The sequence below is a fragment of the Flavobacterium sharifuzzamanii genome, assembly GCF_003254585.1.
GTDB classification, from domain to species: domain Bacteria; phylum Bacteroidota; class Bacteroidia; order Flavobacteriales; family Flavobacteriaceae; genus Flavobacterium; species Flavobacterium sharifuzzamanii.
On record NZ_QJGZ01000040.1, the window covers coordinates 327,552 to 343,902 of the forward strand.

Sequence of the window (16,351 nt, forward strand, 5' to 3'; positions counted from 1 at the left end):
GGAGCTTTTGCATGATGGTTTTGTTTATTCTATAAATATTTCGTCCCTCTGGGACTTCTTCAGTAGGATCAGAATATTTATTGAAAAGAAATTTAAAAACATTTATTTATTTCAAAGAATGTATGTCGTTAGAAAAGACAAAAAAAGCTCTGGAAGAGCGAAATATTTATAGAAAATAATAGGAAGAGAGTAGTTTAGCTCCAGCGGAGCGACACCTCTTTTGTGAATTTAAAGAATAAAAGAATGAAGAATTTTAAACACATTTTTGTTATTGTAATTACATTTTTAGCGAGTCTTCAAATCAATGCCAAAATCAAATTGCCAGCATTGTTCTCTGATAACATGATGTTGCAACAAAAATCAAACACACCAATTTGGGGCTGGGCAGAAAAGAACGCCAACATCGTAATCAAAACTTCATGGGATTCTAAAACTTATAAGGTAAAAGCAGACAATTCTGGTAAATGGAAAACAGAATTAAAAACGGTTTCTTTTGGCGGACCTTATACAATCGAAGTTTCAGAAGGAAACGAAAAAGTAACTATCAAAAATGTTTTGTTGGGAGAAGTCTGGCTTTGTTCAGGACAATCGAATATGGAAATGCCATTGAAAGGATTTCAGGGACAGCCTGTTAAAAACGGAAATGAAATTATCGTAAGATCGACCAACAAAAACATTCGTTTAATCACGATTCCAAGAGCAACAGTTTTGGAACCTTTACAAGATTTTGAAGGAAAATGGGAAGAAGCTTCTCCAAAATCGACTTCAAATTTTAGTGCGACGGCTTGGTATTTTGGTTCGCTTTTGCAGGAAGTTTTAAATGTTCCAGTTGGATTGATTCACGTTTCATACGGAGGTTCAAGCATGGAAGCTTGGATGAACAAAGAGATGCTAAAGGATTTTGCAAGCGCTAAAATCCCAACTACAAAAGAAGAATTGGCAAAAGATCCAAATCGTGTTCCTACGACTTTGTTTAACGGAATGCTTTCGCCTGTAATTGGTTACGGAATCAAAGGCTGTATTTGGTATCAGGGTGAATCGAATTACGAAAAAGCTTCTGAATATACTGCTTTAATGAAAAAAATGGTAAGCAGTTGGAGAACATTGTGGAATCAGGGAGAATTTCCTTTTTATTTTGCTCAAATTGCGCCGTTTAATTATGCTTCATTTCACCCAAAAGATTATTTGGAAAAATACAATTCGGCTTATTTGAGAGAGGCACAGTTTAAGGCTTCAAAGGAAATTCCAAACTCAGCAATGGCTGTTTTAATGGATGTTGGAGAAGAAAATAACATTCATCCAATGGACAAAGAAAAAGGAGGAAACCGACTGGCTTTTCAGGCTTTAGCAAGAACGTACGGAATTGAAGGTTTCGAATTCGAAAGTCCGAAATACAAATCGATGGAAATCAAAGATGGCTCTGTAACGGTTTCTTTTGATGATGTTGCTAACGGAATTACATCTTATGATAAAGAAGTTTTAGGTTTTGAAATAGCAGGAGCAGACAAAGTTTTTTATCCAGCTAAAACTGTGGTGAGAAGAAAATCAGTTGTTCTGACTTCGGATAAAGTGAAAAATCCAGTTGCAGTTCGTTATTTATGGAAGGATTTCGCTAAAGCGGAATTGTTTAGTGCAGGTGGTTTGCCAGTTTCTTCGTTTAGAACGGATGAGTGGTAGTTTATAATTGTGAATTGTGAATTGTGAATTGTGAATGATGAGTTATGAGTTATGAGTTTCGGCGTCTAGTTTGTCATTTCGACGAAGGAGAAATCTTCGCAAGTAACTCCGAAACGTGAATCGCCAATCTTTGTCGAGCTTCTCGTGGAGATTTCTCCTTCGTCGAAATGACAAGAAATGAGAATAAATCTGCGAGAGAAAATAAAAAAATATACCTACAAGGTTTTAAAAACTTTGCAGGAAAGAAAACGATGAAAAATAATATACTATTACTACTTCTCTTCACAACGCTTTGCCTCAAAGCGCAAATTCCTACGCTCGATAATTACAATCAAGTTTGGACAACGCAAAGCAACAATTCATCAGAATCTATGCCTTTGGGAGGCGGTGATATTGGTATGAATATCTGGGTCGAGAAAGGCGATTTGTATTTCTATTTTTCGCGAAGCGGGACTTTTGACGAACATAATACTTTATTGAAATTAGGACGTGTAAAAGTGACGTTAAGCCCAAATCCGTTTGAGGGAAAGGAAGGTTTTCGTCAGGAATTAAAATTGAAAGACGGATATGTTTTAGTTGGTCAAAATGATACTAAAATCAAACTTTGGGTGGACGTTTTTAAACCAATTATTCATGTTGATTTAGAAAGTAAAAATCCGTTGAAAATGACTGCTTCTTACGAAAGCTGGCGTTATCAAAATCGTTATCCGAAAGGAAAGGAAAATAACGCTAATTCATATAAATGGGCGCCTCAAGGAGAACTTATTACATATAAAGATTCTATTTCGTTTGAAAATAACGGTATCAAATTTTACCACAGAAATCGAGAAAACACGGTTTTTGATGTAGCGGTAAAACAGCAGAAAATGGAATCGGTTAAAGATCAAATGCTGAACCCGATTGCGAATCTGACTTTCGGCGGATTCATGAAAGGCGATAACTTAAAACCAGACGGAACATATCTTGGAAAATATCAGGACACTGATTTTAAAGGTTTTAATTTAACAAGCATAAAACCATCCAAAAAACATTCATTAGAAATTTATTTAAATACTAATCAATCTGATTTTTCAATTTGGAATAATGGATTAAAAAGTTTGATTTCAGCCAATAAAAACAATTTCAAACAAGCAGAAAAAAATACTCAAAAATGGTGGAATAATTTCTGGAATCGCAGTTTTATTTTTACTCAAAAAAATCATTCAAGTGCCAAAGATTCGGTATATCAAATCGGACAGAATTATCAGTTGTTCCGATATATGTTGGGATGCAATGCTTATGGAAAATACCCGACAAAATTCAACGGCGGACTTTTCACAGTTGATCCTGTTTATACAAATAAAGACCTGAATTTTACGCCCGATTTCAGAAATTGGGGAGGCGGAACCATAACAGCTCAGAATCAGCGATTGGTTTATTTTCCGATGGTAAAAAGCGGTGATTTTGATATGATGAAATCGCAATTGGATTATTACGTAAGTCTTCAAAAAAATGCCGAATTACGATCTAAAGTATATTGGAAACATAACGGAGCATCATTCACTGAGCAACTAGAAAACTTCGGCTTGCCAAATCCTGCTGAATATGAATGGAAACGTCCCGCAGATTATGATCCGGGAATGGAATATAATGCGTGGCTAGAATACGAATGGGATACGGTTTTAGAATTCTGTCAGATGATGCTTCAGCAAAAGGAATATGCTGGGGAAGATATTCAGAAATACAACCAGTTCATTATAAGTTGTCTTCGTTTTTTCGATGAACATTATCAATATTTAGCCAAACAAAGAGGCAGAAAAGCTCTGGATGGAAACGGAAAATTAATTCTTTTTCCGGGTTCGGGAGCAGAAACGTATAAAATGGCGAATAATGCTAACAGCACGATTTCGGCTTTGCAAGTTATTACAGAAAACCTTTTAAACCTTTCTGGTAATCAATTGTCAAAAGATGACTCAGAATATTTAAAAGCATTTCAAACGAGAATTCCGCCTTTGAATTTTGGGCAGATCGAAAATCATAAAGTTTTACTTCCTGCTAAATCTTGGGAAAGAGTTAATAATTCTGAAGTACCACAGTTATATCCTGTTTATCCTTGGGGAATTTACGGCGTTGGAAAACCTGATCTAGAAATAGCTTTAAATACTTGGAAATATGATTCTGATGCATTGAAATTTAGAAGTCATGTTGGTTGGAAACAAGATAATATTTTCGCAGCTCGTTTGGGTTTAACCGACGAAGCAGCAAAATATAATATACTAAAAATGGCGAATTCAGAGAGACGTTTTCCAGCTTTTTGGGGACCAGGATTTGACTGGGTTCCAGATCATAATTGGGGAGGATCGGGAATGATTGGCATGCAGGAAATGCTTTTGCAGGAAGCAGACGGGAAGATATATCTTTTTCCAGCTTGGCCAAAAGAATGGAACGTACATTTTAAATTACATGCCAAACAAAATACAACAATTGAAGCCGAACTCTTAAACGGAGAATTAAAGGTTTTAAAAGTAATTCCAGAAGAAAGAAAAAAAGACATTATAAATCTGCTAGGAAAATCTGAAGCAGAGAAAACGAAATTAAACTAACTATTGCTAATTAAAATGATAAAGAAATTAATAGGTGCTGCAGTTTTGTCCATGCTTTTAACCACAAACGGACAAGCACAATCAGTCGCAAATACTGATAAACAAATCGTAAAAGTTGACTTTGATTTTTTTCAAAGAAGACTAGAAGAAGTTCATGATCCTAGTTATGATTCTTGGGTGATTAATGAAGGAAAAGAAGCTGAAAAATCATTTAATAATGTATCATTTAAGTTAAAGGGAAACTTTACTTCTAAATGGTATAAAGTCGGAATGAGCGCACCGTTTTACAACAAATTAGGAAGTGATGGTTTGGTTACGTCCGAAAATTTGGAATTGAAAATCAGTGGACTGAAAGCAGGAAAACATACACTTTTGACATTTCATAACGCCTTTGATGTGATTACAGGAAAAACTTTTTCTCCAATCAAAATCTTCGTAAACGGAAAACTTCAGGAAACTGTAAATGCGAGTCAGAGAGCCAATGCTAAAATTGATGCTTCGATGGCGTATATTACTTTTAATGCCGAAAAAGGAAAAGATGTAATTGTTCGTTTTGAAATTGATCCAACTTCAAACCCAGATATTATAAAACAGATTGTAATCAACGGTTTTGAAATTGATACGCCAAATTTAATGAATCAGGCCAGAACTCCAGAACCAAAAAACAGAGACGAACATGTTGAAATCGGTAAAACTTTAACCTTAAAATGGGATGCTGTAAAAAATGTGGCATCACATAAAATATATTTTGGTGAAGACAAAAATGCGGTAGAAAATGCAACTGAATCTTCAAAAGAATTTAAAGGAAAACTAACTGAGAAATCGTATTCAGTTTCTGATTTATATTCGGGAACAACTTATTATTGGAGAGTCGATGAAGTGTATAATAATGGCGAAGTTACATTAGGAAATGTATGGTCGTTTAAACCAGCTCAATTGGCGTTTCCAGGTGCAGAAGGTTACGGACGTTATGCAGTAGGAGGCCGTGGCGGAAAAGTAATTGAGGTAACCAATTTAAATGACGATGGACCAGGAAGTTTACGTGATGCCATCAATCAGGAAATTGGACCAAGAACGATCGTTTTTAATGTTTCGGGAAATATAAAACTGGCTTCAAGATTAGTAGCAAATCAGCCTTATATTACTATTGCGGGACAAACTGCTCCAGGTGAGGGAATCACAATCAGTAGAGCGCCAATTGGATTGACAGGAAATGATGGAGTAATTCGATTTTTGAAAGTAAGAATCGGAGGTGGAACTACTTTCGACGGAATGGGATTAACGGGCGCAGATTATAGTATAATTGATCACTGTTCAATAAGCTGGACGATCGATGAATCGTTTAGTTCGCGTGGTGCGCATCATATTACTTTACAACGAACTTTAATTTCTGAAGCTTTAAACATTGCGGGACATGATAAATATCCTGAAGGAAAAATGCATGGTTTTGCGGCAACAATTGGCGGAGATATTGGAAGTTTTCACCATAATTTATTGGCTCACAATCAAGGTCGTAACTGGAGTATTGGCGGTGGTTTAAATGGCGATGGATATTATACAGGAAGACTGGATATTACAAACAATGTAGTTTATAACTGGGGAACTAGAACAACTGACGGAGGAGCAAACGAAGTGAATTTTGTAAACAATTTTTATAAACCAGGTGCTTCAACTAAAATATTCGTGGCCTTAAATGCACAACATGAAGGTGTTGGAAAAGGTATGCAACGTTATTATTTTAACGGAAATATTATGCCGGGTTACTTTGATGAGAAATCTCAGGATAAAGGCAGAAAATCTACTATAAGCCATAATGAAAAAGTAGATTATGAAACTTTCGTTGACAAACCATTTTTTCCTTCGTATGTAGAAACGCAATCAGCGAAAGCGGCTTATAAAAATGTGCTTTCAGATGTTGGTGCTAATCAGCCGTTTTTTGATAAACACGATAATAGAATTGTAGATGAAACCTTAAAAGGAACTTTCACTTACAAAGGCAGTAAAAGCGGATTAGGCGGAATGATCGATAACGAACAAGATGCAGGAGGATGGCCAAATTTTGCTTCGGAAACTCGTCCATCAGATTGGGATACAGATCATGACGGTTTGCCAAATTGGTGGGAAAAAGCTTTTGGTTTAAACGAAAATTCAAAAGCTGGAGATTTTTCAGATGCAAATCAGGATACAGACAAAGACGGATTTACGCAGTTGGATAATTATTTAGACTGGCTGGCTCAACCTCATTATTTTATGAATTCAGGAGAGAAAAAGACTTTAAGTGCTGCAGATTATTTCAAAGGTTATGAAAACAAACCAGTGTATACTTTCTCTGATCTTAAAAATGGAAAAGTAGTTTTAAAAGGAAAAGAAATTCAGTTTACAACAGTTGAAAAAGGATTTGCTTCTTTCGTTTTAACTGTAAAAGACGTAGACGGAGATTCAATGAGCAGAACCATTAATTTCTTTATTAAATAAAAAAAATGGGTTTGCCACGAATTACACGAATTTCCACGAATTAGTTTTTTGCCACAGATTAAAAGGATTAAATTGATTTTTACACTAAATAATCTGTGCTAATCCTTTTAATCTGTGGCAAGAAAAAGAAAAAATTAGTACAATTCGTGTAATTCGTGGCAAACAAAAAATAAATTCAAAATGAAAAAGAACATCATCATATCCTCTTTATTTTTTTCAACCGTAATCTTTGCACAAAACAAAGGCTTGGTTGCAAATTCAGAAAGTCCGTATTCAAAATTACAGAGTGTAGGCTTGCAAGATGTAAAATGGACAAACGGTTTTTGGAAAGAACAATTTGATGTAGAAACCAAAAACACACTGCCGTATATGTGGGATTTGTATCATAACGATGAGATTTCGCATGCTTACAAAAACTTCGAAATTGCAGCAGGTTTAAGCAAAGGAACTTTCAAAGGACCTTCGTTTCATGATGGTGATTTCTATAAGATTTTTGAGGGAATGGCAGCGACTTATGCTGTCACAAAAGATAAAAAACTCGATGCTGAAATGGATAAAGCAATTGTGCTTTTCGCGAAAGTGCAACGTAAAGATGGTTATATTCATACGCCAGTTTTAATTGATGAACGTTGGGGAACTTTAGGCCCAGAAGAAGTAAAAAAACAATTGGGTTTTGAGAAATACAATATGGGACATTTGATGACTGCAGCTTGTATTCATTATCGCGCGACAGGAAAAACAAATTTCCTCAATATCGCAAAAGGTGTTGCTGATTTCTTGTATGATTTCTACAAAAAAGCTTCACCAGAATTGGCTCGAAATGCAATTTGTCCGTCTCATTATATGGGAATTGTAGAAATGTATAGAACGACTAAAAATCCTAAATACTTAGAATTGGCTAATAATCTAATTGACATTCGCGGAACTACAAATGACGGAACCGATGATAATCAGGACAGAGTTCCGTTTAGACAGCAGACAACTGCAATGGGACACGCTGTAAGAGCAAATTATCTTTATGCCGGAGTAGCCGATTTGTATGCCGAAACGGGAGAAAAGAAATTATTAGATAATCTAGAATCTATTTGGGATGATGTAACGTATCGCAAAATGTACATTACAGGAGGTTGCGGTTCTTTATATGATGGTGTTTCGCCAGACGGAACTTCGTATGATCCAACAGTGGTGCAGAAAATTCATCAGGCTTACGGAAGACCTTTTCAATTGCCAAATGCAACGGCTCATACCGAAACTTGCGCCAATATTGGAAATGTGCTATGGAATTGGAGAATGCTTCAAATTACAGGAGATGCCAAATATGCTGACATCGTTGAATTAGCATTATACAATAGTGTGCTTTCTGGAATGGATTTAGAAGGAGAAAAATTTCTTTATAATAATCCGCTGAATGTTTCTAATGATCTGCCGTTTCACCAAAGATGGGGAAATGAACGTGAAGGTTATATTGCCTTATCCAACTGTTGTGCACCAAACGTAACCAGAACAGTGGCCGAAGTTGGAAATTACGCTTATAATATTTCGAAAGAAGGTTTGTATGTAAATTTATACGGAAGTAATCAATTGAAAACAAAATCTTTAAACGGAGAAGAAATCGAAATCGAACAGCAAACCAATTATCCTTGGGATGGAAAAATTACTTTAAAAATTGTAAAAGCGTCAAAAGATTTACAAAACTTCTTTTTAAGAATTCCAGGTTGGAGTCAGAATGCTGAAGTTTCGATTAATAATTCGAAAATTACAGATAAAATCGTTTCTGGAACTTATTTGAAATTAAATCAAAAATGGAAAAAAGGAGATGTGATCGAGTTGAATCTCCCAATGCCAGTTGAATTAATGGAAGCCAATCCGTTAGTTGAAGAAGTTAAAAATCAAGTAGCTGTAAAAAGAGGACCTTTGGTATATTGTTTAGAATCTGATCAGCTTCCCGCAAAAATAAGTGTAAATGATGTGGCTTTGAATTTGAAATCAAAATTTACGACTAACACTTTTACATTAAATAATAGAAACTTAGTTAGCATTGAAGCTGAAGCAGTTATAAATTCTAATAATTCATGGAATAAATCTTTGTACAAACCACTTTCTTCTAAGGATGCAACTGCAGTACCTGTAAAACTAATTCCGTATTTTGCATGGGGAAATAAAGGAAAAGGTGAAATGACGGTTTGGATGTCGCACTAAATTTTGGACACGGATGAAACGGATTGCCCTTGGCAAAACGCGGATTAAAACGGATTTCTAATTTTATTGAAATACAATCATCTTTGCCAAAGTTTTAAACTTTGACAAAGATTTTAAATAACCGTGCAGTTTGTCATTCTGAGGAACGAAGAATTACACACGTAATTCGGCAAAGATTGAGGATTTAGATTGCAGAGTTTCTAGTGCCATCTTTCCTTCGTCAAGATGACAAAACAAAATGAATAAGTAAATAGAAAAACATATGAAATACATCCTAACTCTATTATTAATAACAACACTTTCCCTATCAGCTCAAACGCTTGATAACAAATTAACATTGACCGTTGCTCAAGACGGTTCTGGAGATTTTAAAACCATTCAAGAAGCGGTGAATAATGTAAAAGACAATTCAGAGAAACGTGTTGTAATCACTATAAAGCCTGGAAAGTATGTTGAAAAGTTAGAAATTCCTGCTTCAAAACCCTTTATTACTTTAAAAGGTTTAGATCGAAATAAAACCATTATTTCATTTAATGATTATTCAGGAAAACCACTTCGAGAACCAGATCCGTCGGGTAAAAAAGAATTTGGTACAGGAACTTCGTATTCTTTCATAATTAAAGGAAATGATTGTACGCTTGAAAATCTTACTGTAGAAAATACAGCGGGACGAGTAGGGCAAGCAGTTGCACTTCACATTAAAGGCGATAGAGTAATTGTAAAGAATTGTAATCTTTTAGCCAATCAGGATACACTTTATTTATCAGAAGGAAACACCCGAACTTATTTTGAAAACTGTTTCATCAACGGTACAACCGATTTTATTTTTGGTTCGGCAACTGCTTATTTTTATAAATGTACGATTGAAAGTTTAGTCAATTCTTATATTACGGCAGCTTCAACTCCGCAAGGACAAACTTATGGTTTTGTTTTTGTGGATTGTAAGCTTAGCGCAAAAGACAAATCAGTCGATAAAGTATTTCTGGGAAGACCTTGGAGACCTTATGCACAAACTGTTTTTATCAATACAGATTTAGGTTCGCATATAATTCCAGAAGGTTGGAATGAATGGATTGATAGTAGATTTCCTGATAAAGACAAAACTGCTTATTATGCGGAACTTGGAAGTAAAGGTTCGAGTGCAAAATATATTTCGCAGCGCGTATTATGGTCGCATCAATTGAAGAAAGAAGATCTTAAAAAATACAATCGAGATTTAGTTTTGAACGGATGGGATCCGAATAAATAGTGCTTTAATTTTACCCAAAATAGGGAACCTTAAACAGAACAAAATTTTAATTTAACAAAAACCCGCTGACATCAATGTTTAGTGGGTTTTTTGCTTTTTTGAAGTTAACAAAAAATAGATAGATTATCGTTTAAATTTCGTTGGTCAGAATTTACTTTTAAAAAATATTTTTTTTACTAAAAATTATTCAAACTTTTTTTATGCTATCCTGTAACTATCCTGCTTATTGTTTTGTAAGTTTTTTATCGTGAAATAAATAGACTTAGAGTATTTTTCTCTAACGTTTTCGTTGAAAAAGCGTTTTTTATAAGCTCTTATTTATCAGGCATCAATGGGATAATTTTGAAGAATGTATATTATAAATCTATTTTTGGTATAAATCTTATCGTTTTTTAATCAAAATGAGATTGTAAATTTTCTTTTAAGCAAACATTTGTCTTAAATATTTGGGTTCATCTATTTTTTCCATGCGTTTTTTATTAATATTGTTTTTTTAGTCACATTTTTTTTGACATTCTGCGATTAAAACAGGATAGAGCAGGACGGTTCTAATGTATCATCGTCATATTTTTGGAATATTAAAATAAATGTGTTTTAAACATTTAATAACCTTTATTACAATTTTTTTAAGTAAAGTTTTATTATAATTAAGACATGTTTAAAACATGACTAACTAACATTAATAACCTAACCAAAAAACATTTATGAAACAAGCACTTATAAAAAGATGTAGTTTTCTTTTGTTTACACTGATGAGTGTATTGAGTTATGCTCAAAGTAATCAAGTTACAGTAACGGGAACAGTTACAGACAATTTAGGTGGACTATTGCCTGGAGTTAACGTAACTGAGAAATCTACTAAAAATTCAGTGACAACAGATTACAATGGAAAATATGAGATTAAAGTTAAAAGTGGAGGAACATTAGTTTTTTCTTTCATTGGAATGAAAAAAATAGAAATACCTTTAAATAATCGTTCTATTGTTAATGCAAAAATGGAAGACGATTTTAATCAATTAGAAAATATTGTTGTAGTTGGTTATGGTACTCAAAAGAAAAAGGAACTTACTGGAGCGATTGCTACGATCAAACCAGATGAACTTATGGACTTGCCTGTAACGAATTTATCAGATGCATTAAAAGGATTAGTTCCGGGACTTACAGTTACACCAAGCTCAGGCCGACCTGGAGATGCTGGTAGTATCCAAATCCGTCAAACTTTTGGTTTCTCAAAAGACGGAAACTCTACTATACCATTAGTAGTTATAGATGATATGGTTCAAGTTGATCCGGCGACTGGTAAAGCTACTTTAGATACTTTTAATAGATTGGATCCGTCTGAAATTGAGAGTGTTACTGTTTTGAAAGATGCATCTGCAGCTATTTACGGTTCTCGTGCTTCTCAAGGTGCTATTATTGTAAAAACGAAGCGAGGCAAGGCTGGGAAAGCTAAATTTAGCTACAATAGCCAATTTGTAGTTAATGATGCGGTAAGCCACACTAAAACTATGAGTGCTTATGAATTTGGAGTTTTTAGCAATCGATTCTTAACGGCACAAAATCCTACTATTCTTCCAGCGAGTTTATTTTCTGCAGCGGAATTGGAAGAAATGAAAGGTTTAGATTATGACTGGCTAAAAGAAGCTTGGAAACCGGCTATTCAACAAAAACATTCATTTAATGTAAATGGCGGTAGCGAAGATATTACATATTTTGCTGGTGCAACTTATTTGACACAAGATGCAAATCTTGGTTACCAAAAATATGACAAATGGAATTACCGAACTGGTATTAATGCAAAAATTGCTAAAAACTTAGACTTCTCTGCGTCTATTTCTGGTAATACTGGATTTATAGATAAATCATTTACTAAAGCATCTGCAAACATCAGTGATGGAAGTTATGGTAGTGCTGCAGGTGGTGAACAAGCTGATTATGGATATTTAGTGCATATGCCAAAATTTATTCCATGGCAAACAATAGTGGATGGAAAAGAATATTATATGTCTCCATTTCCTAACACGAATAAAAATTTTGGAAGTGCAAATGCAAATAATAACATCGCTGGATGGAACTATTTTGCTAACCTAAACAATGGATCGCATCAAACAACAGATGACGCTTCTTTCAATGTGAATGCTTCCTTAAACTACAAAGTTGAAGCTATTAAAGGTTTGTCTTTTAAAGCAACTTTTGCAAGAACTAAAAATTCAAGTTATTCTGAACAGATTCAGTTGCCTTATGATTTAGCAAGAATTACAAATTATCAATTACAGGATAATCACTTAGCAAGCGCGGCTTATCCAAGTGCTATAACAAAGAATCCAGAAGTTGGTGGTATGATTGATTATGCTATAGAAACAAACGTTAGAAATTCAAGAGTTTATTATAACAGCAGTTTTTCTAAAAGTACTCAGGCAAACTTCTTTGCAAATTACAACAGAACTTTTGGAGACCATAATGTTAGTGGAATGTTTGGTGTTGAAAGATCTGAATCGGACTGGCAAACTACTCGTTTAGCATACACAAATACTCCTAAAGATTATCTTGGAGATTGGCGTACTGCAGGAACAGTTGACACTGGTAACTCTACAGCTTTAAAAGGAAATAATGCAACACTTTCTTATTTTGGAACGGTAAACTATAATTTTAAGTCAAAATACTTGGTGCAATTCCTTATCCGTAGTGATGCTTCTACGAAGTTTGCGCCTGAAAATTATTGGGGTACTTTCCCATCGCTTCAATTGGGTTGGGTAGCTTCAAAAGAAGAATGGTTTCAAAGAAATTTACCAGGAGTTAATTTCTTTAAATTAAGATATTCAATTGGTAAAACTGGAAAAGATAATCTTCAACCTTTCAAATGGTATCAATATTATGATTTAACAGTTAATAAAGGTTGGCAGTTTGGACCTGCTGTCTCTAACGGCGGTGGAGGTGTATTAGGATCGGGTTTAACTCCTAAAGTAAATCCAAATAGAGATGCAAAATGGGATTCTACATTGAAACATAATCTTGGTTTTGATCTTGCATTCTTAAAAAACAGATTAGAGGTTAATGCAGATTTCTATTACGATATTACAAAAGACATGTTGACTGATATGGGTAGTGCTACAGGTGTGCCGATTTCTGTTGGTGGGGCATTTGCAGAACAAAATTATGCACAAGTTGATGCTTGGGGATCTGAGCTTAATGTTAACTGGAATGATAAAATTGGTAAAGTGGGCTATAGTGTAGGTATGAACTTTAGTTACGGAGATAATAAAATTAAAAGATTTCCAGATCAAGGAAATTTGATTCCATCTAACAATACAAGAAGAGAAGGATATTCGGAAGGATTTAATCCGGTTTGGGGATTCCAAACATGGAAAGGAACTTCTACAGGAGACGGTATTTTGCGTACAGATGAAGACATTGCCAATTACTGGAGCTACTTAAGTGCAAATGCTGCTGCTGCTGGAACTACACCAAGTTATTTAAGTATTGTTGATCCAACTAAAATTCAAAAAGGATCATTAGCTTATCAAGATGTTGCTGGTACGCTTAATCCTGATGGATCGTTAAGTGGGCCAAATGGTCAGATTCTTGCAGGAAATGATTATGTTAAATTAGCAAATAGCAGTAGAACGTATACTATTAATACTAATTTAGGTTTCAAGTATAGCAACTTATCTGTAAAAACTCAAATCGTAACTTCTTGGGGAGGAGCAAACTTTGTAGATTTGATGAGTCAGCCAACTTCTAGTGCAAGTAATATGTGGTCTCGCGAAACTTTTTGGAATGATATGTACGCGGCAGATAATGTAAATGGTAAATATCCTAATTTAGCACAAACGGGTGTATTAAGCCCTTCTGATTTTTGGCAGATCAGTACTTTCCGTTGCTTTGTTAGAAACTTAACTGTAGCGTATGAAATACCTAAACAAGTTTTTGCTAATACTAAAGTGAATAATATATCGATAGGTATTACAGGTAATAATCTTTGGGATTTCTATAACCCTTATCCGGATCATTATAGAAATATGTACGATAACTCTTCAGTAGGATATCCTACGCTTAGATCTTGGTCGTTTAATTTCAACATCTCATTCTAATCTAAATTCGATTTTAATTATGAAAACAAAATTTAACATATATATCACTTTAGCACTTGTACTTGTTCTAGGAGTTTCCTGTAGCGACAATTTCTTGGACGAAGTGAAGCCTATTGGTCAGTATGATGATTCATTCTACCAAAATCAAGCACGTGTGCAGGCGTATGTAGATAATCAATACTACGATTTTTTTGCAGCTTATAAATCGCCTACATCTACTGTAATTGGAGTATATACAGATGTAAATACGAAGTTAACTGAAGAACAAGGTGGAGTTCAGGATTATACTAACCCAAGTAAATTACTTCTTACTCCTGATGTTGCAAAAGATTATTTTGGAGCAAAGATTGGTACTGGTCTTATTAATAATGCCTATACAAGAATTAGAGAATGTAATAATCTTCTTGAAGACATCGATGTAAAAGGAGCAAGTTTGGATAAAACATTTCGTGATCGTGCAAAAGGGCAAATGTATTATATGCGCGCTATTCAGTATTTTGATTTAATGCGTACTTATGGAGGTGTTCCGATTGTAACAAAAGTTCAAAATCCATCGGTTGATGATGAAAGTATTAAGTTACCAAGAGCTAAAGTTTCTGAAGTTGTAGCGCAAATTGTTAGCGATTTAGATATGGCGGCAAGCTTATTGCCAGGAGATTGGGATGCTGCAAACTATGGACGCTTTACAAAAGGAGCAGCATTGGCTCAAAAATCAAGAGTTTTATTGACCTATGCAAGTCCTTTATTTAACAAAAGCTGGGACGGTTCCAATGAGCGTTGGCAAGCAGCTTTAGATGCTGGATTGGCAGCAGAAGCAGAATTAACTCAAAATGGTTATGGATTGTACGGAAGTTCGGCTAAAGACTGGGAAAATATGTTTTTAATTGACAATATTAAATGTAAAGAAGCAATTACAGTTCAGCTTTTATCAAATTCTAATACAGATATTAATTTTAACGTAAATAATAACTGGGAAAAAGCAACTCGATTACCAAGTCAAGGAGGAACTGGAGGAGTTTCTGCTCCTAAAGAAATGATTGATTTGTTTCCAATGGCAGATGGAAAAAGACCTACTGCGGCTAATGGATATAATGATTTTACTTTCTTCCTTAATCGTGACCCGAGATTTTACAGAACATTTGCATTCTCTGGAGTTAAGTGGGGGTATAAAGAAAGTGCTAATGCAGTTTTCTGGTCTTATCGTTGGGTAGATAATGCTAATAAGGCTTATTTTAATGATCTTAATACAACTACTACAAGTCCGGCAGTTGTTAGAAAAATGACTAATCAGACAGCAAGTAATGCAGTAAATTACGCTTATTCACCAACTGATATTATGGAATATCGTTATGCAGAATTGCTATTGAATATTGCAGAATGTTATGCAGCATTAGGACAAACTGGAAGTACATCTGCTTATTTAGGAAAAATTAGAGCTCGTGTTGGTATTCCAGCAGCAAACAACTATGGAATTGGTACATTGACTGATAAATATCAAGCTATTGAAGCTGTTTTGTATGAAAGAAGAGTAGAATTAGCTTACGAAGGAAAACGTTTTTGGGATGTTCAAAGATGGATGTTATATGATAACGAAGTGCTTCCTGGTATGACAGGTGGAACAGTAAGTAAGTTAGGTTTAACGCCAATTAACGGAACGCAAAGAACTGGAAATTATTTGCAATATAAAACAAATGCAACAGCAACAGACCCTTTAGCAGCTTCTCGTGCAAGCATTGTTGTTGATCCAGATGCAGCAACTTTCCAAACACAATTGAATACTTTGGCTACTTATTACAATGCTAATTTTGTGCGTACTGCTTTAGTAACTCCGATGGATAATGTAAGTGGTGCAGCCGTTAAAATAAAATTCAATCCAAATTATTATATAAGTGGTCTTAATACGACAGCTTTAACTTCAAATCCTTGGTTATTGCAAACTATAGGGTGGAATGACAATTTTGGTGGAGCAGGAACTTACAGCTTCCAAGAATAAATTTAACTATTAAGAAACAGAAAATTATACAAAGCTTTTCACCTGTATTCGTCAAAAGATACAGGTGATTTGTTTAAAAAGAATT

7 protein-coding genes are annotated in these 16,351 nt (G+C 34.6%); all 7 read left to right on the forward strand.

Translation table 11 applies throughout. From position 1 onward, the window contains the following. Positions 1 to 243 precede the first annotated feature (243 nt). The 7 genes from DMA14_RS16470 to DMA14_RS16500 all read left to right on the forward strand — a co-directional run bounded on the left by DMA14_RS16470 (position 244) and on the right by DMA14_RS16500 (position 16,266). Entirely contained in the window at positions 244 to 1,677 is a 1,434-nt protein-coding gene (locus tag DMA14_RS16470; RefSeq protein ID WP_111425682.1) for a sialate O-acetylesterase, read from the forward strand. Between the two features lie 251 nt (positions 1,678 to 1,928). Beyond that, positions 1,929 to 4,259, forward strand: coding sequence for a DUF5703 domain-containing protein (locus tag DMA14_RS16475; protein ID WP_111425838.1), 2,331 nt, complete (start codon positions 1,929 to 1,931; stop codon positions 4,257 to 4,259). A gap of 15 nt (positions 4,260 to 4,274) precedes the next feature. Further along, a complete protein-coding gene (locus DMA14_RS16480; RefSeq protein WP_111425683.1) occupies positions 4,275 to 6,734 on the forward strand; it encodes a pectate lyase family protein in 2,460 nt (819 codons plus the stop codon). A gap of 180 nt (positions 6,735 to 6,914) precedes the next feature. Then, a complete protein-coding gene (locus DMA14_RS16485; protein ID WP_111425684.1) occupies positions 6,915 to 8,933 on the forward strand; it encodes an aceric acid hydrolase in 2,019 nt (672 codons plus the stop codon). Between the two features lie 262 nt (positions 8,934 to 9,195). Further along, positions 9,196 to 10,182, forward strand: coding sequence for a pectinesterase family protein (locus tag DMA14_RS16490; RefSeq protein ID WP_111425685.1), 987 nt, complete (start codon positions 9,196 to 9,198; stop codon positions 10,180 to 10,182). 704 nt (positions 10,183 to 10,886) lie between these two features. Next, positions 10,887 to 14,273, forward strand: coding sequence for a SusC/RagA family TonB-linked outer membrane protein (locus DMA14_RS16495; protein WP_111425686.1), 3,387 nt, complete (start codon positions 10,887 to 10,889; stop codon positions 14,271 to 14,273). A gap of 19 nt (positions 14,274 to 14,292) precedes the next feature. Then, on the forward strand, positions 14,293 to 16,266 hold the full coding sequence (locus tag DMA14_RS16500; RefSeq protein ID WP_111425687.1) for a RagB/SusD family nutrient uptake outer membrane protein: 1,974 nt from the start codon (positions 14,293 to 14,295) through the stop codon (positions 16,264 to 16,266). The last annotated feature ends 85 nt before the right edge of the window (positions 16,267 to 16,351 follow it).